Annotated in this window: 16 protein-coding genes and 1 pseudogene; 8 read left to right on the top strand and 9 right to left on the bottom strand. The window is 64.3% G+C overall.

What is annotated here, in order from left to right:
• Positions 1-298 precede the first annotated feature (298 nt).
• The 4 genes from OKW40_RS13615 (at position 299) to OKW40_RS13600 (ending at position 5,331) form a co-directional block, all read left to right on the top strand.
• A complete protein-coding gene (locus OKW40_RS13615; protein WP_429490176.1) occupies positions 299-1,939 on the top strand; it encodes a gamma-glutamyltransferase family protein in 1,641 nt (546 codons plus the stop codon).
• 185 nt (positions 1,940-2,124) lie between these two features.
• Entirely contained in the window at positions 2,125-3,495 is a 1,371-nt protein-coding gene (locus tag OKW40_RS13610) for an MFS transporter (protein WP_187609944.1), read from the top strand.
• A 336-nt stretch (positions 3,496-3,831) separates the two neighbouring features.
• Positions 3,832-4,659 (top strand): ferritin-like domain-containing protein, encoded by an 828-nt coding sequence (locus tag OKW40_RS13605; protein ID WP_026226031.1) that lies wholly within the window; start codon positions 3,832-3,834, stop codon positions 4,657-4,659.
• A 138-nt stretch (positions 4,660-4,797) separates the two neighbouring features.
• On the top strand, positions 4,798-5,331 hold the full coding sequence (locus tag OKW40_RS13600) for a hypothetical protein (protein ID WP_090801778.1): 534 nt from the start codon (positions 4,798-4,800) through the stop codon (positions 5,329-5,331).
• A gap of 59 nt (positions 5,332-5,390) precedes the next feature.
• Here OKW40_RS13600 and OKW40_RS13595 read toward each other — a convergent pair.
• The 4 genes and pseudogenes from OKW40_RS13595 to OKW40_RS13580 all read right to left on the bottom strand — a co-directional run bounded on the left by OKW40_RS13595 (position 5,391) and on the right by OKW40_RS13580 (position 10,004).
• Positions 5,391-6,972 (bottom strand): annotated as a pseudogene (locus tag OKW40_RS13595) (DEAD/DEAH box helicase).
• 224 nt (positions 6,973-7,196) lie between these two features.
• A complete protein-coding gene (trhA, locus tag OKW40_RS13590) occupies positions 7,197-7,817 on the bottom strand; it encodes a PAQR family membrane homeostasis protein TrhA (RefSeq protein ID WP_035471054.1) in 621 nt (206 codons plus the stop codon).
• 132 nt (positions 7,818-7,949) lie between these two features.
• A complete protein-coding gene (locus OKW40_RS13585) occupies positions 7,950-9,251 on the bottom strand; it encodes a c-type cytochrome (RefSeq protein ID WP_429490174.1) in 1,302 nt (433 codons plus the stop codon).
• A 21-nt stretch (positions 9,252-9,272) separates the two neighbouring features.
• Positions 9,273-10,004 carry a c-type cytochrome gene (locus OKW40_RS13580; RefSeq protein WP_184058384.1) on the bottom strand — a complete coding sequence of 244 codons (732 nt, stop codon included), beginning with the start codon at positions 10,002-10,004 and terminating at the stop codon, positions 9,273-9,275.
• A gap of 394 nt (positions 10,005-10,398) precedes the next feature.
• Between OKW40_RS13580 and copC the strand changes: the two genes are divergently transcribed.
• Both copC and OKW40_RS13570 read left to right on the top strand, forming a co-directional pair.
• Complete coding sequence (gene copC / locus OKW40_RS13575; protein WP_184022972.1) at positions 10,399-10,776, top strand: copper homeostasis periplasmic binding protein CopC; 378 nt, start codon at positions 10,399-10,401, stop codon at positions 10,774-10,776.
• The gene (locus OKW40_RS13570) at positions 10,773-11,702 is read left to right on the top strand and encodes a CopD family protein (RefSeq protein WP_429490171.1); all 930 of its coding nucleotides are present in this window, start codon (positions 10,773-10,775) and stop codon (positions 11,700-11,702) included. Before copC ends, OKW40_RS13570 begins: the two co-directional genes overlap by 4 nt.
• Before the next feature lie 135 nt (positions 11,703-11,837).
• Here the strand turns inward: OKW40_RS13570 and OKW40_RS13565 are convergent, their stop codons facing one another.
• Positions 11,838-12,140 carry a hypothetical protein gene (locus OKW40_RS13565; RefSeq protein ID WP_429490169.1) on the bottom strand — a complete coding sequence of 101 codons (303 nt, stop codon included), beginning with the start codon at positions 12,138-12,140 and terminating at the stop codon, positions 11,838-11,840.
• Positions 12,141-12,387: 247 nt separating this feature from the next.
• Positions 12,388-13,536: a galactonate dehydratase gene (gene dgoD, locus OKW40_RS13560; protein WP_090801766.1), complete on the bottom strand. Its 1,149-nt coding sequence runs from the start codon at positions 13,534-13,536 to the stop codon at positions 12,388-12,390.
• Positions 13,537-13,708: 172 nt separating this feature from the next.
• Here dgoD and OKW40_RS13555 point away from each other — a divergent pair, with 172 nt between their 5' ends.
• Positions 13,709-14,422 carry a FadR/GntR family transcriptional regulator gene (locus OKW40_RS13555; protein WP_429356120.1) on the top strand — a complete coding sequence of 238 codons (714 nt, stop codon included), beginning with the start codon at positions 13,709-13,711 and terminating at the stop codon, positions 14,420-14,422.
• 11 nt (positions 14,423-14,433) lie between these two features.
• Here the strand turns inward: OKW40_RS13555 and OKW40_RS13550 are convergent, their stop codons facing one another.
• Positions 14,434-15,903, bottom strand: coding sequence for a DHA2 family efflux MFS transporter permease subunit (locus OKW40_RS13550; protein WP_260321050.1), 1,470 nt, complete (start codon positions 15,901-15,903; stop codon positions 14,434-14,436).
• Between the two features lie 205 nt (positions 15,904-16,108).
• Here OKW40_RS13550 and OKW40_RS13545 point away from each other — a divergent pair, with 205 nt between their 5' ends.
• Positions 16,109-16,552 carry a MarR family winged helix-turn-helix transcriptional regulator gene (locus tag OKW40_RS13545; RefSeq protein WP_184050828.1) on the top strand — a complete coding sequence of 148 codons (444 nt, stop codon included), beginning with the start codon at positions 16,109-16,111 and terminating at the stop codon, positions 16,550-16,552.
• Between the two features lie 76 nt (positions 16,553-16,628).
• Here OKW40_RS13545 and OKW40_RS13540 read toward each other — a convergent pair whose 3' ends face one another.
• Both OKW40_RS13540 and atzF read right to left on the bottom strand, forming a co-directional pair.
• Positions 16,629-16,967: a hypothetical protein gene (locus tag OKW40_RS13540; protein ID WP_184066583.1), complete on the bottom strand. Its 339-nt coding sequence runs from the start codon at positions 16,965-16,967 to the stop codon at positions 16,629-16,631.
• A gap of 114 nt (positions 16,968-17,081) precedes the next feature.
• Positions 17,082-18,914, bottom strand: coding sequence for an allophanate hydrolase (gene atzF / locus OKW40_RS13535; protein ID WP_429490167.1), 1,833 nt, complete (start codon positions 18,912-18,914; stop codon positions 17,082-17,084).
• Positions 18,915-18,927: the final 13 nt, after the last annotated feature.

The raw sequence follows: 18,927 nt of genomic DNA, 5'->3' as shown, positions 1-18,927 counted from the left end.
GTGTCGGCGTGGTCCGTCGCGATCATCGAGCGGCCGGCAGAAAGCCCGCCGTCGACGAACGCGATTGCGGCTATTGTAAAACCATCGCGCCCCTTGTCCGCCAACTGGCCGCGAACGCTCCGAACCTGCTCGAACCTTCACTCAGGTGCAATACGCATTTATTCATTTGATAAATGAATTTGTTTTTTGGTGCGCTTCGCGATGCAATCCTGGGTTCCGCGATTTACCTGCCTTACAACCTTTCCCATGATGTCCGGCGACTTTTTCGTGCCGGCCCGCGCTTTCGAGAGTGTTCGACATGACTGGCTTCAGCAACTGGCAAAACCCTTATCCGACGCAACGTCTGCCCGTATTCGCACGCAATATCGTTTCGACCTCGCATCCGCTCGCGGCGCAGGCCGGGCTGCGCATGTTGTGGAAGGGCGGCAATGCCGTCGACGCGGCCATCGCGGCGGCCGCAGCGATGACAGTGGTCGAGCCGGTGTCGTGCGGCTTGGGCGGCGACGCGTTCGCGCTCGTGTGGGACGGCAAGAAGCTGCATGGTCTGAACGCGTCGGGCGTGTCGCCGGCTGCGTGGAACGTCGATTACTTCAAGCGCAAATACGGCGAGGAAAACGGCTTCGCGAAACAGCCGAAGCGTGGCTGGGACGCCGTCACGGTGCCGGGCGTGATCGCCGGTTGGGAAGCGCTGCACCAGAAGTTCGGCAAGCTGCCGTTCGCCGACCTGATGGAGCCGGCCATCGAGATCGCCGAGCGCGGTCACGCGGTGGCGAGCATCGTCGCGTACAAATGGGCGGCCGCGGTGCCGGAACTGAAGGATCAGCCGGGCTTCGCGCAGACCTTCATGCCGCGCGGCCGCGCGCCTGAGGTCAGCGAGCTGGTGCGCTTGCCCGGTCACGCGAAGACGCTGCGCCTGATCGCCGAGCAGGGCCCGCGCGCGTACTACGAAGGCGAGATCGCCGAGCGGATCGCCGCGTTCGCACGCGAAGGCGGCGCCGCGCTGAGCGCCGACGATCTCCTCAATTACCGCGCGGACTGGGTCGAGCCGATCGGCAAGGACTATCGCGGCTACACCGTGCATGAGATTCCGCCGAACGGCCAGGGCATCGCGGCGCTGGTTGCGCTCGGCATCCTCGAGAAGTTCGACGTGAAGTCGCTGAAGGTCGACAGCGTCGAGTCGCAGCATCTGCAGATCGAAGCGATGAAGCTCGCGTTTGCCGACCTGTATCGCTATGTGGCCGATCCGCGGTCGATGGAAGTCACGCCCGAGCAGATGCTCGACGACGCGTACCTGAGCTCGCGCGCGAAGCTGATCGATCCGAAGCGGGCGACGCACTTCGACTTCGGCATGCCGAAGGCGGGCGGCACGATCTACATGTCGGCCGCGGACGAGAGCGGCATGATGGTCAGCTTCATCCAGTCGAACTACATGGGCTTCGGCTCGGGTGTGGTGGTGCCGGACAGCGGCATCGCGCTGCAGAACCGCGGCTGCGGCTTCTCGATGGATCCGAAGTCGCCGAACGTCGTCGAGGGCGGCAAGCGGCCGTTCCACACGATCATCCCGGCGTTCCTCACGCAGCAGGTGAACGGCCAGCAGGAAGCGGTGATGAGCTTCGGCGTGATGGGCGGCGACATGCAGCCGCAAGGCCATCTGCAAACGGTGGTGCGCATGCTCGACTACGCTCAGCAGCCGCAGGCCGCGTGCGACGCACCGCGCTGGAAGGTCAACCGCGACTTCACGGTCGATATCGAGTCGACGCTCGATCCGAAGACCACCGAGGGCCTGCAGAAGCTCGGCCACACGATCAAGTCGGTCGACGATCCGTACATGGACTTCGGCTCCGGCCAGTTCATCTGGCAACTCGATCGCAACGAGCCGGAGCGCGGCTACGTGGCGGCCAGCGACAGCCGCCGCGACGGTCTCGCCGCCGGCTTCTAGGCCACAACGAGGCGACGCACGGGGCCGAGGTCCGCACCGGGACTCAGGTCCGACACCCGGGTAACACGTAACGAACGCGCGGCATGGCATATGCCGCGCTATTGCGCGCCCGCCAGCCGCCTCGCTGACCCAGGCGGTGCCGCACCTACCACAGCTATCACGCAGCAGACAGGCAGGAGACCATCATGAACACCCCCGCGTCGCACTCGACGACCGCTTCCCCCCATGCCGCGCCGCTTTCGAAAGCGATGGTGCGGCGGATCGTTTTCTCGTCGTCGATCGGTAACGCGCTCGAGTGGTTCGACTTCCTGGTCTACGGCTACTTCGCGACGATCATCGCGAAGCAGTTCTTCCCGATGCAGGACGAGTGGCTGTCGACGCTGCTCGCGATCGCCACTTTCGGCCTCTCGTTCCTGATGCGCCCGCTCGGCGCGGTCGTGCTCGGCGTGTACGGCGACCGCAAGGGCCGCAAGGCGGCGCTCACGCTCGCGATCGCGCTGATGATGGTCGGTACTTTCACGATGGCCGTGATGCCGCCGTTTTCGACGATCGGTCTCGCGGCGCCGCTGCTGGTGCTGCTGGCGCGGCTCGTGCAGGGCTTCGCGGTCGGCGGCGAGTTCGGCAGCGCGACCGCGTTCATGGTCGAGCACAGCGCGACCCGGCGCGGCTACTACGCGAGCTGGCAGTTCGCGAGCCAGGGTCTCGCGGCGATCACCGCGGCGGCCTTCGGTTCGCTGCTGACCGCGTGGCTGCCGGCCGAGCATCTGAACAGCTGGGGCTGGCGTGTGCCGTTCGTGTTCGGTCTGCTGGTCGGGCCGGTCGGCTACTACATCCGCTCGCATCTCGACGAGACGCCCGAATTCCTCGCATTGCGTGAAGAACGCGCGGCTCGCGAGGCGGCTGGCGAGCACAAGGTCGTCAGCGGAACGAAGGACGCATCGTTCTCGAATCAGTGGGTCAACCTGCTGCTCGCGATCGGCATGGTTGCGCAGTCGACGGTCGGCGTGTACGTGCTGCAGCTCTACATGCCGCTTTACGCGGTCAAGCAGCTGCATATGGCGGCGGCCGCGTCGTTCGGCGTGGTCGTGCTGAACGGCGGCATGCAGTTCATCTTCTCGCCGATCATGGGCGCGCTGTCCGATCGCATCGGCCGAATTCGCATCATGCTGAGCACGTCGATCCTGATGGGCCTGCTGATCTATCCGATGTTCGCATGGCTGCAGACACATCCGACGATTGGCTGGCTGCTCGTGCTGCAAGGCGTCGCCGGTATTTTCAAGGCCTCGTACTCGGGGCCGATGCCCGCGCTGATGTCGGAGATCTTCCCGACCCAGGTGCGCTCGACTGGCCTTTCAATCGGTTACAGCATCGGTGTGACGATCTTCGGCGGCTTCGCGCCGACCATCGTCGAAACCTTCATTCATTTGACCGGCGACAAACTCGCGCCAAGTTATTACGTCCTGCTTGCGGCGGTGCTTTCGGGCGTATCGCTGATCATCGTCGCGCTGCGCATGCGTCGCGTGCGTCCCATCCCGGGCGACGTCCAACCTGCCTGAGGAAGAGGGGGCCCGCCCAAGGCGCCCGCCCGTGTCCCCAACCCCGCCGGGTCTGACGTCTGTCCGAAAAGCCAGCCTTTTGGGCTGGCTTTTTTTGCCTTGCGCACATGTTTTAACACGTTGGAAGATTTCGACTATCTTGAAATCGGAACTGCGTCGATGCGGCATGGTCTGTGCTGTGTGATCTGCATGGTCGGATATCTCCGGCTAAGATGCAGAGTACAAGGGCCCAACTCTAATTCACGGCGTTGTATCCGACACGCAGAAACATCACGGCGAGCGCGGTGGCAGTTGCGAAGAACTCCACGGGTCGGTACAGCATGGGAGCAAGACACGATGCACACAGAGCTGAACCATGTCATGCCCTGGCGGATCGAAGACATCGATCTGACGCGCATTGACCGTCAGAAGGCCGCGGCCAACGAGGACCTGCTGCTGTTGTTGTGCGCGGCTTCGTTCATCGAAAGCGGCACCGATCTCTACACCAGCAATCTGAGTACGTTTTTCAACGACGACCCCGAGGTCTCGGCCTGGCTCAACCACGAGTGGGAGCCCGAGGAAATGCAGCACGGCCGGGCGCTGAAGACCTATATCGCGTATGTATGGCCCGAGTTCGACTGGGACACCGCGTTCCGCAATTTCATGGGCGAGTATTCGCTCACGTGCTCGGTCGAGGATTTCGAAAAGACCCGCGCGCTGGAGATGGTCGCGCGTTGCGTAGTCGAAACGGGTACCGCGACGCTGTACCGCGCGATCAACGAGTGCTCGGACGAAGCGGTCCTCAAGCAGATCACCGACAACATCCGCACCGACGAGGTCCGTCACTACAAGCACTTTTTCAGGTACTTCAAGAAGTACAACCGGATCGAGGGCAACGGTAGGCTCGCGGTGCTGGGCGCGCTGATGCGTCGCGTGATGGAAATCAAGAACGAAGATTCGGAGATCGCGTTGCGGCACGTGTTCGCAATTCGCTATCCGGAGCGCGTGCACGACTCCGCGTATAACCGCGAGCGCGCGGCGCGCATCAACAAGCTGGTGCGCCGCAATCTGTCCGCCGACATGTGCGTGAAGATGCTGCTCAAGCCGCTCGATCTGCCGGCGCGCATTCAGCCGGGCGTGCATTATCCGCTCGCGAAGATCACGCAGCACGTATTCTTTCGCTGAGCTATCGATCATTGCGCGAGGCATCGGCTGAATGCAGCTGCAACGACCTGACGAAGCGAACCGCAGCCCGCTCATGCGGGCTTTGGTTTTTCCGAGGCATGATGGAGCTTTACCGACTACTTCGACTGGATCGATGGCATGAGCGCTTCCTCCTCCGCATCTACGTCCGCGCGTCCGCTCGAACAGATCGTGTTCGATGAATGGCCGGCCAACGTGCGCGCGTTGTTCGACGGTTCGTCGCTTGCGGACAAGCTGGGCTTCACCGCGTCGCTACTGAGCGTCGATGCGAACGGCCACGTGCGCACATCTCTGCTGAGCGTCGGCGAACTCTATGCGCCCGACTCGCGCACGCTGTGCATCGCGCTATGGCCGCAGGCGCGCGCGACGCGCGCGATCGCGCAAAGCGGGCGCGCGGCGCTGAGCTTCGTCTGCGATGCGGCGTTCTATCAGGTGCAGTTGCGTGTCGCGCCGCTGCCCGGTGTTGCTGGCGACGACAGCGGCCTCGTCTATCTGCTCGGCTCGATCGACACAGCGGAAGCGCAAAGCGTCCGTTATGCGCGCCTCACGGGCGGCATCACGTTCGAATTGCAAGGAGAGGGGAGTGTGGTGCTCGAGCGATGGGAACGGCAGGTCGAGCATTTGAAGCAGGCTGCCGCCGCGAGCAGCCGTTAGTCTTCGAGCAGGGAAGCGCTAACGGCTGATGCGCGGGCAGCCTTCAGGCCGCGCGACGCTTAACGGCCACGGGCGCCGTTGCGCGACGGTTGCGCACCACGCGGCGCATCGTTGCGCTTCGCGCCGCCGCCGAGCAACGCGCCCGGATTGCCGTTGTGCGAACGATTGCCCTGCGGCTTGCGCGGCGCATGGTGCGCGGGAGCGCCATCATGCGCGGCGGTACGCGGCCCGATCGTCGTGACGCTGCGTATCGCGACGCGGCTGATTGCCATTGCCGGCCGGCTTCGCACCTTGTGGCCGCGGCGTGGGCTGAGCGTTCGACGCAGGCTGGCCCGAACGCTGACCCGTGCCTTGTCCCGAACGCTGACCGGAGCCTTGAGCCGGCTTGGCCGGTGCGCCACCACCAGCACCGCCGTCACGACGCACCGCGCCTTGTCCCTGACGCGGCGAGCGCCCGCCGCCGCCCTGCCCGCGTCGCAGGATCGGCTCCGGCTTCGCGGTCGGGTCCGGCTCGAAACCGGCGATCACTTCCTGCGGGACCGGACGCTTGATCAGCTTCTCGATGTCCTTCAGCAACTGCAGTTCATCGACGCACACGAGCGACACCGCCTCGCCGGTCGCACCCGCGCGACCCGTGCGGCCGATGCGGTGCACGTAGTCTTCCGGCACGTTCGGCAGATCGAAGTTGACCACGTGCGGCAACTGATCGATATCGATGCCGCGTGCGGCGATGTCGGTCGCCACCAGCACCTGCAGCGTACCGTCCTTGAACTCGGCGAGCGCGCGCGTGCGTGCCGACTGGCTCTTGTTGCCGTGAATCGCGAGCGCGCTGATGCCGTCCTTCGCCAGCTGCTCGGCGAGGCGATTCGCGCCGTGCTTGGTGCGCGTGAACACGAGCACCTGGAACCAGCTGTGCTGACGGATCAGATGCGTGAGCAACTCGCGCTTGCGGTCGCGATCGACCGGGTGAATCTTCTGCGCGACCGTTTCGGCCGTCGTGTTGCGGCGCGCGACTTCGATCAGCGCCGGCGAGTCGAGCAGGCCATCGGCGAGTGTCTTGATCTCGTCGGAGAAGGTCGCCGAGAACAGCAGGTTCTGGCGCTTCGGCGGCAGCTTCGCGAGCACGCGCTTGATGTCGTGGATGAAGCCCATGTCGAGCATGCGGTCGGCTTCGTCGAGCACGAGGATCTCGAGATGCGACAGGTCGATGGTCTTCTGCTGCATGTGATCGAGCAGACGGCCCGGCGTCGCGACGACGATATCGATGCCGCGCCTGAGCGCATCGATCTGCGGATTGATGCCGACGCCGCCGAACATCACGGTCGACTTCAGCTTCAGATACTTGCCGTAGGCGCGCACGCTTTCTTCGACCTGCGCGGCGAGTTCGCGCGTCGGCGTGAGGATCAGCGCGCGCACCACGCGCTTGCCGCCGGCGGCCGGCGGCATCGAATTCAGGCGCTGCAGGATCGGCAGCGTGAAGCCGGCGGTCTTGCCGGTGCCGGTTTGCGCGCCGGCGAGCAGATCGCCGCCGTTGAGCACGGCCGGGATCGCCTGAGTCTGGATCGGAGTCGGGCTGGTGTAGCCGAGTTCATTGACAGCGCGGACCAGCGGTTCGGACAAGCCGAGGGAATCAAAAGACATAAAAGCTCTTTGCAATGCAGTGTCGCGAACGGCCCCGCTGGGCCCAAAGGACCCCAACGCGGAAAAACCAGCGCGGCATCGACACGCCCGCATGGGTGTTCGAGGCCGAGGCCCGGTTCCGTTCACGGAGAAATCGGCGGCACGCTCACAGATGTGCCGAATGTTTCAACGCGCTATGCAGACACGTCGACTGGCCTTAAGTTGCAATTCGTCGCCGTGGAATGTCACGCGACATAGCGCGCGACACTGACGAATTGACACAGACTGCCCGCCAGTACGAACAGGTGCCAGATACCATGTCCGTGGCGGATGCGCTCGTCGTTGATGAAGAAATAGATGCCGACGCTATAGATGACGCCGCCGGCCACGAGCCACGCGGTCCCCGCGGCCGGCAACGCCTGCACCAGCGGGTGGACGGCTACGAGCGCGAGCCATCCCATCAACACGTACAGCACCATCGACACGCTGCGGGTGCGTCGCCCGAGCGTGAGTTCCTGCACGATGCCGAGGGCAGCGAGCCCCCAGCTCACGCCGAATAACGACCAGCCCCACGGTCCACGCAACGTGACGAGCGTGAACGGCGTGTAGCTGCCGGCGATCAGCAGGTAGATCGCCGAATGATCGCATTTCTGCAGAATCGCCTTCAGACGCGGATGGCTGACGCTGTGATACAGCGTCGAGATCGCATACAGCACAAACAGCATCGCACCATATACGGCGAAGCTGACGACCTTGTACGCGTCGCCGGCGAGCGCGCCCATCGTGACGAGCGCCGCCAGCCCCACCACCGACAGCACGGCGCCGACGAGATGGGTGATGCTGTTCAAACGCTCACCGAAGGGCACAACTCTTTCCTCCTGCACGGTCCCACGAAGGCAACCTCCAACACAAATAGCCCTACATGATACCGGTCCTGAAAAAACGAAGGGCGCGGCCGCGAATTTCGCAGGCCGCGCCCGGGGTGCGTCGAACGCTGCTTAGTCGAGCGGCGCCGAACGCAAGTCGGCCACTTGCTGCGGCGACACGGCCGTGCCGTGGTTGCCCCAGGACATACGGATGTACGTCACGACCGCTGCGACTTCCTGATTCGACAGAGCCTGCGCGAACGGCGGCATGCCATACGGATGCGGGTTCCCTTCCGTGCTCGGCGGATAACCACCGTTCAGCACCATGCGGATCGGGTTGACCGCCGACGGCATCTGGATCGACTGGTTGTTCGCGAGCGGCGGGAATGCCGGCGGCCGGCCGAGACCGTTATCCTCGTGGCACTTCGCGCAGTTGTCAGCGTAGATCTTCTGACCTTGCTTCAACAGTTCGCCGCCGAACTTTTCCGAGGTTTCGAGCTGCAGCGGTTCCGGTGCTTCGCTCTTCTGCGGAATCGTCTTCAGGTACGTCGCCATCGCGTTGATGTCTTCGGTCGACAGATACTGCAGGCTGTTGTGAACCACTTCGGCCATCGGACCGAACACCGCACCGCGGCTCGACACGCCGGTCTTGAGCAGGTCGGCGATGTCCTTGAGGTCCCAGTCGCCGAGCCCGGCTTCGCGGTTCGACGTCAGCGACGGCGCATACCAGTTCTGCAGCGGAATCAGGCCGCCCGCGAACGCGGCCGAGTTGACCGGGGCGCCCATCGCATTGATCGACGTGTGGCACATGCCGCAGTGACCAAGGCCTTCGACCAGATACGCACCGCGGTTCCATTCGACCGACTTGGTCGGATCCGGCTTGAACTCGCCTTCACGGAAGAACAGCGTGCGCCAGCCAATCAGCATGTTGCGCTGGTTGAACGGGAATTTCAGTTCGTGCGGACGGCTCGGCACGTTGACCGGCGCGACCGAGCGCAGATATGCGTAGATCGCGTCGGAGTCCGCGCGCGTGACCTTCGTGTAGCTCGTGAACGGGAAGCCCGGATAGAGCAGGCTGCCATCTTTCGAGCGGCCGGTGTGCATCGCGCGATAGAAGTCGTCCTGGGTCCACTTGCCGATGCCGTACTGGTCGTCCGGCGTGATGTTCGGCGTGAACATCGTGCCGAACGGCGTGGCCATCGGCAGGCCGCCCGCGAACGGCAGCCCGCCGCGCACCGTGTGGCAGGCGATACAGTCGCCGGCGCGGGCGAGGTACTCGCCCTTCTTGATCAGGTCGGCCTGGTCCGCGGGCGTTGCCGCCACGGCTGCGCCGCTGCTATGCAGACGGTCGCCGCCCGACCACAGGACGGGAATGAGTGCGGCGGCCGCGACCACGACGACTGCCGAGAGGGCGAACAAAGACTTGTGTTTCATTTGAATGTCTCTCCCGGCGCCTTATTGCGGTTCGCTGCCGCAGGCAAGCGGAGTCTTCAAGGAGCGGGCCGGAGCCGGCACGGGGTTTTGCGGAGCCTGCTGCGTGGAAAGCCAGGCCGCGACGGCGTTCACGTCTTCGTCGCTGAGGCGCGTGGCGATGGTGTGCATGCAGTCCGGCGCGATCGCGTGACGCGTGCCCGAGCGCCATGAACCGAGCTGCGCGCTGATGTAGTCGGCGTGCAGACCGACGAGACCCGGAATTGCCGGTTCCATACCGGTCAGTGCCTTGCCGTGGCAAGCCGCGCAAGCGGGCACCTGCTTCGATGCATCACCGTGCAGCACGATCTGCTCACCGCGCGCGAGCGTGGCGGCCGAGACGGTCGGCTTGGCCGGCGTCGGATACGGCGGGCGTTGTTGCGAGAAGAAGGTGGCGATCTGATGCAGGTAGTCGTCGGAGAGATACGTGACGAGGTAGTTCATCGGCGGGTACCTGCGGCGCCCTTCACGGAAGTTCTGCAACTGATTGAACAGATATTCCGCCGGCTTGCCCGCGAGGCGCGGGAAGTAGTCGTTGTCGGTGCCTTGCCCATGCGAGCCGTGGCAGGCCGTGCAGCCTTGCACGCGCGCTTCCATCGTGTCGGGGGCCTTCGGTTGAGTCTGCGCTTTCGCTGCGCTATAGACACCCGCGGCGCCGATCAACAGAAGGGCAAGCAACGGGCGGAAGAGGCGTCTTGAAGACACGCGTAACTCCATCAGAATCGGGGACCTGACCGAACTTCGGGCGGCTCGGTGTGAAGGACAGCCGTCGCTGCGGCGACGCAGCATTCTATCATCGAAGGGTAATGGTGACTATTTGCCGCATTAGAGACGGTTCCAGGTGTGACCGCCATGCGACAGTATGTCGCGTTATGCCGGTTTCGGACTTTGGTTGCGTCACGGATCGTGGTCGACGTCTTTGCCTCAAAAATAATCACGGCGTCGCCGCCGCAAGCGTGATGCCGCGTGACGCATTCGATCAAGCCAGGTTGAACCGATCCCCGCGCGCGCCATCGAAGCGTACACTTCCGGGCTCGCCGGCCGTCGTGCAGACGATGCGCCTCGCCGGCCCGCCTATGTTCCGTTCGTTCTCATCCGCTATCGGCCTTACATGAAGCTATTCGATTTCTCCTCGTCGACGCTGCGAGCGTTGATGTCCGGCGCGGTGGCGCTGGCCATGTCGTCCACCGCGTTCGCGCATGCGCATCTGATCTCGAGCGTGCCGGCCGCGAACGCCGACGCCGTCGCGCCTACCGACCTGACGATCCATTTCACCGAGCCGCTCGAGCCCGCATTCAGCAAGATCACACTCGCCGATGCAAACGGCAAGCCCGCGACGCCGGGCGCGTCGACGGTCGATAGCGCGGACGCCCGCGTAATGCACCTCGCGCTGCCTCAGTTGACGAGCGGCCGCTATGCGGTGCACTGGATCGCGGTGGCCACCGACGGCCATCGTACCCATGGCGACTTCGCGTTCAACGTCAAATGAACTTCAACGGACTGTGGATCGGGCAGGTCGCAATGGCCACGCTCATGAACGTCTCGTTCGGCTTCGCCGTCGGCTCGGCGCTACTCGGCGCATGGCTCGCGAGGGACGGGCTCCAGCGCACTTCACCGGCGCGTCCCGGCTGGATGCGCGCGCAACGCTCGATGCTCGCGGCCACCATCGTGCTGGTGCTCGCGGATCTCGGCTGGCTCCTGTATCAGGCGGCGTCGATGAGCGGTGTCGCGTTGTCCGCGGCGTTCGGCGTGGTGCCGACGGTGCTGACGCAAACGCATGTCGGCTATGGCTGGAGCGTCGCGTTCGGCGGCGCGCTGGTGCTGCTCGGCACCGCGCTGAGCCATGGCACGGGCATGCTGCGCAATACGCTGCTGTGGCTCGCGGTGCTCGCGATCGCGGCGGGTAAGGCGTCGCTCGGTCATGCGGCCGATGCCGGCGTGGTGTCGGCCGCGATCGGCATGCAGACGCTGCATGTGCTCGCAACGAGCGTATGGGGCGGACTCGCGATGGCCTCCGGCCTGGCGGTGCTGCCGGCGCTCGGGGCATCCACCGCGCGGGGCATGCTGATCCGCACGGCGACCCAGGTGTCGAACGTGACGATCGTCGCGGTCGCGTTGGTGTTGCTGTCGGGCGTCTTCAATGCGGTGCGCGACTCGGGCAGTTCGTTCGAAGCGATTCAGGCGAGCACGTGGGGTCATGTGCTGACGTTGAAGCTCGTGCTGGTCGCGCTCGCGCTGGTGCTCGGCGCGCTGAACCGCACATCGGCGCTGCCACGCCTGCGTCGCACCGCATCGACGATGGATGCGCACACGTTCGTCAACGTGATGTATCTGGAAGCGCTCGTGATGATCGGCGTGTTCGTCGTCGCGGCCGCGTTGTCACACACCGTGCCGGCGTTCGCTGCGCTCGGTTGAACGCGCGGCGCGGCATAGGCGATTGACCAATCGGCGATGGATGCGCGACGGCCGCGCGCGTCCATCGTGCGTCAGTTCTACGACAGCACCCGCGGATGCGCGCCGCGTAAAAAAGCGCCGCATTGCGAAGCCCGCTTACTCGAAGCCGAGGCGATGACCGAGAATCGGCGCGCAGAACAACGCGATCGCGCAGCCCGCGACCTTGCCTTCGAGTTCGGCGCCGGCCGCGTGCGAGCCGACCATCTGCGTGAGCAGATCGAAGACCTGCGGCAGGCAGTACAGCACCGCCGCGGCGATAAAGCATTTGCCGACTACCGAGATGTTCCATCCGCGCTCGTACGCGAGCATCGCGCCGATGATGCGCAGCACGCCAAACGCAACCAGCGCGCCGACCGCCGCCTGTTCGCGGATCAGATAGTCAGGAACGAATTCGCCCATGGTGCTCCTCGCTGCATGCGTTGTTGGCATGCATTTCAGCAAGGAGCAGGCCATACGTATGTCCGATACCGAACAAACGTCGCGAAAGCCAGGCGGGATAAGGCTCGGCGGGGAGTGATGCAGGTCGGGGCGGCAGCGCTCGAACGCCGGTTCGAGCCGGCTGGTCCGGGAAGTTACGTTACTGCGACGGCCCGCGCGTCCCGTGGCCCGCCGGCGGCGTTCCGCCTGCTTCGCTCAGGTGTTCAGATCACCATTCGGCGACGCTGCCGTCCGCGTGACGCCACACCGGATTGCGCCAGCGGTGACCGACCTTCGCCATCTCGCGCACTTTCTCTTCGTTGACCTCGATGCCGAGTCCGGGGCCCTGCGGAATCGACACGAAGCCGTCCTCGTACTTGAAGACTTGCGGATTCTTGATGTAATCGAGCAGGTCATTGCCCTGGTTGTAGTGGATGCCGAGGCTCTGTTCCTGGATGAACGCGTTGTAGCTGACCGCGTCGATCTGCAGACAGGTTGCGAGCGCGATCGGGCCGAGCGGGCAATGCAGCGCGAGCGCGACGTCGTAGGCTTCCGCCATCGCGGCGATCTTGCGGCACTCGGTGATGCCGCCCGCGTGCGACGCGTCCGGCTGGATGATGTCGACGTAGCCGCCCGACAGGATGTGCTTGAAGTCCCAGCGCGAATAGAGACGCTCGCCGAGCGCGATCGGCGTGTTGGTCTGATTGACGATGTCGCGCAGCGCCTCGGCGTTTTCCGACAGCACCGGCTCTTCGATGAACAGCAGCTTGTACGGGTCGAGTTCCTTGGCGAGCACCTTCGCCATCGGCTTATGCACGCGGCCGTGGAAGTCCACGCCGATGCCGATGTTCGGCCCGACCGCCTCGCGCACCGCCGCGACGTTGTTGATCACGCCTTGCACCTTGTCGAAGGTGTCGATGATCTGCAGCTCTTCCGAGCCGTTCATCTTGACGGCCTTGAAGCCGCGCTCGACCACCGCGCGTGCGTTGTTCGCGACATCGCTCGGACGGTCGCCGCCGATCCACGAGTACACCTTGATTTTGTCGCGCACCTGGCCGCCGAGCAGCGCATGCACCGGTACGCCGTGATGCTTGCCCTTGATGTCCCACAGCGCCTGATCGACGCCGGCGATCGCGCTCATCGTGATCGGGCCGCCGCGATAGAAGCCCGCGCGGTACATCACCTGCCAGTGATCCTCGATCAACAGCGGGTCCTTGCCGATCAGATAATCGGACAGTTCCTCGACGGCCGCGGCGACCGTATGCGCGCGGCCTTCCACCACCGGCTCGCCCCAACCGACGATGCCCTCGTCGGTCTCGATCTTGAGGAAGCACCAGCGCGGCGGGACGATAAAGGTTTCGAGCTTGGTGATTTTCATGGTGTGTGTCTCCGGTGTCGATCGAAGTTGGCGCTTACTCCGAACCCATGCAAAGCAGGTCTGCGGGCATGCAAAATTTCGGGGAATTCCATGCTACAACAAAACTGCATTAAAATACTATTAATAGTACTATTTGCCACATAGTGGTGAGATCTGCCGACTTACCGCCGCGTTGCGCGACGGGATCATCAACCGCGAGGAGAAAACCATTACGCACGATCTGCACGGGCGAGTCGCCCAACTGCTGGCGACCGCGATTCTGCGCGGCGACTATGCGCCGGAGTCGATCCTGCCTCGTGAAGCCGAGTTAATGGAGATGTTCGGCGTGAGCCGCACGGTGCTGCGCGAGGCGCTGCGCACGTTGACGTCGAAAGGGCTGATCGAATCGCGGCCGCGCGTGGGTACGCGCGTGCGGGTCAAGTCCGCGTGGAATCTGCTCGATGCCGATCTGCTCGACTGGTATTCACGCGTCGCCGAGCCGATGGCGTTCGCGCTCAAGCTGCAGGAAATGCGCGAGATGGTCGAGCCTTATGCCGCCGGCCTCGCGGCCGCCGCGCACACCGACGACACGTTGGGTGCGCTTGCGGCCGCGCATACCGCGATGGTGGCGGCGCGCAACGTCGACGAATGGGTGCGCGCGGATCTGCAGTTCCACCTGCGCGTGCTCACCGCGTGCAGCAACGAACTGCTGATCCCTCTTGGCGCGCTGATCGAGCGCACGCTCGAGGCACAATTGCGGCTCAATGCGAAACGCGCCGATGTGTTCAACGCGTCGCTCGCCGAACACACGGCGGTGTTCGAGGCGATCCGCGCGCGCGATGCCGCCGCGGCGTACGCGGCGATGGCGTCATTGCTCGGCGTGACGCGCGGGCGAATCGAAGGCTGAGGTGGACGGCGTCAATCCATCGCCGCATGCGCGATCGACGCATCCGGTGCCTTGTGCGACGGCCGGATCAGCAGCAACAGCGGGATGACCAGCAGCGTCGCCACGAACATCAGCTTGAAGTCGTTCAGATACGCGACCATCGCCGCCTGCTGCGTGATCGACGCGTTCAGCGCCGCGATGTCATAGTTCGAGCCGCTGTTGAGCATCGACTGGAGCGCCGGATTGAACGCGGTGACATTCGCAGCGAGGTCCGCGTGCGAGATCTGCGTGTTGCGCGTCATCAGCGTCTGCACGATCGAAATGCCGATACTGCTGCCGATGTTGCGCATCAGGCTATAAGTCGCGGTGCCGTCCGCGCGCAGCTCCGGCGACAGCGTCGAGAACGTCAGCGTGGACAGCGGCACGAACACGAGGCCGAGTCCGAAGCCCTGGATCACGCCGGGCCACACGATGTCCGATGCCGATAGCACGATCGTGTACTGCATCATCTGCCACAGCGCGAACGCCGATATCAGGAAGCCGCAGAGCAGCAGCAGCCGCGCGTCGACGCGCTTGAGCAGCCGGCCGGCGATCAGCATCGCGACCATCGTGCCGGCGCCGCTCGGTGCGGTGACGAGGCCCGTGGTCGCGACCGGATAGCCCATCAGGTTTTGCAGCATCGGCGGCAGCAGCGCACGCGTCGCGTACATCACCGCGCCGATCACGAAGATGAACAACGTGCCGGTCGCGAAGTTCGGGTCCTTCAATAACTTGTACTTGAAAAACGAGCGCTCGCCGATCGTCGCCGTGTGCACGAGAAAGAACGCGAAGCTGATTGCCGCGACGAGCGCCTCGATCACGATCTCGGTCGACGAAAACCAGTCGAGCTGCTCGCCGCGATCGAGCATCGCCTGCAATGCGCCGATCGCGAGGCCGAGCGTGATGAAGCCGAACGCGTCGAACTTCACGTCGTGTTTCGGCTCGCGCGTCGGCAGGAAGCTCGCGACGCCGAACAGCGCGATCGCGCCGATCGGCACGTTGATGAAGAACACCCAGCGCCAGTTGTAGCTATCGGTGAGCCAGCCGCCGAGCGTCGGACCGAGGATCGGCCCGACCATCACGCCCATGCCCCACACGGCCATCGCCTGGCCCTGCTTTTCGCGCGGGTTGATGTCGAGCAGGATCGACTGCGACAGCGGCACCAGCGACGCGCCGAAGATCCCTTGCAACAGACGCGACACGACGATCTGCGACAGCGTCTCGGAGAGTCCGCACAACGCGGAAGACACGGTGAAGCCGCCGATCGCGATCAGCAGCAGCCGCTTCACGCTGAGGCGATCCGCCAGCCAGCCGGTGAGCGGCGTGGCGATCGCGGCGGCGACGATATAGGAGGTCAGCACCCACGTGATCTCGTCCTGCGACGCGGACAGCGTGCCTTGCATATGCGGCAGCGCCACGTTGGCGATCGTGCTGTCGAGCGTCTGGATCAGCGTCGCGAGCATGATCGAGATCGTGATCATCGGCCGGTTGAGCAGCTCAGTGGCGCTCGTCGACGTGGAGGCGGAAGACATGAATGGTGGGGAGGGTCGAAATAGTAAGCATGCTTAGTATATCGTCAATACGGGTTGGCGCCATCGGGAGTTGTGCTGAGGATAGAACGCACACGCAGTCGCGCTGTACGCCGAAGTGCTTCCGTATAATCCGCGCATGAAAACCCAATTCGAAGAGCGCTTCGGCTTTCTGATCTACGACGTCGGCCGGCTGGCGGGCAAGCGGTTCGACGATCTCGCGAGGTCGTCGGTCGATCTGACGCGCGCGCAGTGTCGCGTGCTGGCCTATCTCGGCCACTACGGCGACATCAATCAGGCCCGGCTGGCGGATCTGCTCGAGGTCGCGCCGATCTCGGCGGGCCGGCTGCTGGACCGGATGGAGGAGGGCGGCTGGATCGAGCGGACCGCGAATCCGCAGGATCGCCGCGAGCGCCAGGTGCGCATGACGCCGAAGGCTGAGCGCACGCTCGGCAAGGCGCGCAAGGTCGGCGACGAGGTCGCGCTCGAAGCGCTCAATGGTTTCAGCGATGAAGAAGCGGCGCAGTTGATCGCGCTGCTGCAGCGGGTGCGCGGCAATCTGAGCCGGCTGGTGGATCGCTGAAGCGTCGCGATGTTGGCGCGACGCCGAAGTCTTTCGCGCGAGCCGGGGTTACGTTGAGCTCGCGCTTCAAATCACGTTATCTGGATTCCGATGCCGGCGTGGCGCCGCTCGGCGGTACCAGCTCGTAACAGCCCGGCGCCACCGACGTTTTCGCTTTTGCATCCGGTTGCTGCGGATCGATGCATTTGAACGCGCTCTGATCGCGCTGCACGAAGATCGTGTCGGCGGGACCGTTGTTGACCACGGCGACGATCTTGTAGCCGTCCTGCAGCAGCGTCGCGAGCATGGTGGAACTGGCGCGCCATTGACTGTCGGCGGTGCTCGGCGTTTGAGCTTGTGCGATGAGGGCGGCGGTCGTGCCGGCGAGCGTGAGCGCAGCGGTGGTTGCGGCGAGCGCGACGGTGCGGAGCGTCATTAAGGAACCTCTCGAAGTTGCGAAGGAATTGCGGAAGGAAGCCGGAGGTGCCAACCAAACCCGCGGCGCTTCACTGCCCATACCCTGCGACGCCGCTGCTCATCGTTCGTTCCATCAGAAACTCGCGCAACGCTCGCTGGCAAGCCATGCTCGCCATCCGCCAAACTCCGAGATATCGGTTCCCGACTGCACGCCATACGGCTCGCAGAGGAAACCGGTAACCCACGAACCGTCGACGAGTTCGACCTTCCCCAGAACCAGCGGAGACGGAACGGTCGAAATAAACGAGCCGAACTCCGCGCTGGGCATTTCCCACACTTCGACAGCAATTTTTGCGCCGCCATCGGTGACGCGCCACAGGCCTGGACGCCTCGTGCCGTCCGCCGACGCAGGCAGCGCCGACAACCGGTATTGCGGGGCAGTCTGAGTGGCCTGCAAGAGCCGCGCGCGTCGGGCAAGCAGATCGCGGTTGAGGGGCAAACCTTGCATGTGTGCGCCGCAGACCGCGATCCGCATGCGATCGTGGCTCGCCGCGCATCGTTCGCCGCGCGGCTCCGGCTCGACGGTTAGACCTCCCACGCAGTGCACGCCGCTCTTTCGTTGCAGCAGGTCGGCCACACCCAACAGATACTGGTCGGTGAACGCGCGGCCAAAGACGGTCACGCCCCAGGGCAGATCATTCTTCATGAAACCGGTCGGCGTAGCGACGGCGGCATAGTCCAGCAGATTCATGAAGTTCGTGTAATAGCCAAGCAGGGAGTTCGGACCAATGGGGTCGCGCTCCAACTCGTCGAGCGTCACGGCACGCGGATACGTCGGCGTCAGAACGAAATCGAGTGAATCGATCGACGCATCGCAGAGGGCCTTCAATTCCTGCAAGCGGTACTGCGCGCGAAACAGTTCGACCGCGCTCGCGCCGGGTGCCTTCGCCAACACATCGCGAATGACGGGCAAAACCGCAGCGGGTTTCTCCGTCATCAGCTCGCCCGCCACGCTGTAACGCTCGGCCACCCACGGCCCCTGATAGAGCAGATTGGCGGTTTCGACAAACGGCGTGAAGTCGATTTCGACAGCTTCACCACCTGCTTCTTCGAGCAACGCGCGCACCTTCGCGAACAGCCCGGGGCTCTCGGAACAGCCGGCGAATTCCAGTTGCGCCGGCACGCCGAACTTGAACGCCGTGGGCTTGCCAAACGCGCGTGCCGTATTCCATTGCGGATTCGCGCGGCTGTATGCATCGCGAGGATCGGGGCGCGCGCTCAACGCAAGCAACTCGCTCGCTTCTTTCGCCGTCGCCGTGAAGAACGTCACGCAATCGAGCGTGCGGCACGCGGGCACCACACCCGCGGTGGACAGCAGGCCTTTAGTCGGCTTGAGACCGACGAGATTGTTCAGCGCGGCAGGCACGCGACCGGAACCGGCCGTGTCGGTCCCGAGCGCGAAACTGGCGACGCCGAGCGCGACCGCGAGTGACGACCCCGCGCTCGAGCCGCCCGACGGATAGTCGGGATGCACGCTATTACGACACTTGCCATACGGCGACCGCGTGCCGTTCAGACCGGTCGCAAACTGGTCGAGATTGGCTTTGCCGAGCGGCACCGCGCCGAGCGCGATCAATTGCGCAACGACGCTCGCCGATCGCGACGGCGTGTACGCGAACGCGGGGCACGCGGCGGTTGTCTGAATGCCGGCGAGATCGATGTTGTCCTTGATCACGAACGGAACGCCATAGAGCGGCAGGCTTTCGACCTCCTGCGTGTCGAGCCAGTCGAGGTAGGGCGCGACTTCATCTTCGGTCAGAAGATGGATGAACAGATTGAACGATGGATTGAGCGCCGCAGCTTTTTCGAGCAGTTCAGCGAAGAGCCTGCGCGGCGTGAGCGTTCCATCACGGTATGCGGAGCGAAGTGTCGGGAGGCGAAGATCGAATGACGAGAATGAAGACATGGTTTGCGTCCAG

It is taken from the genome of Paraburkholderia sp. RAU6.4a (assembly GCF_050435625.1).
GTDB classification, from domain to species: Bacteria; Pseudomonadota; Gammaproteobacteria; order Burkholderiales; family Burkholderiaceae; genus Paraburkholderia; species Paraburkholderia tuberum.
This window is presented reverse-complemented; position numbering and strand designations above follow the sequence as displayed.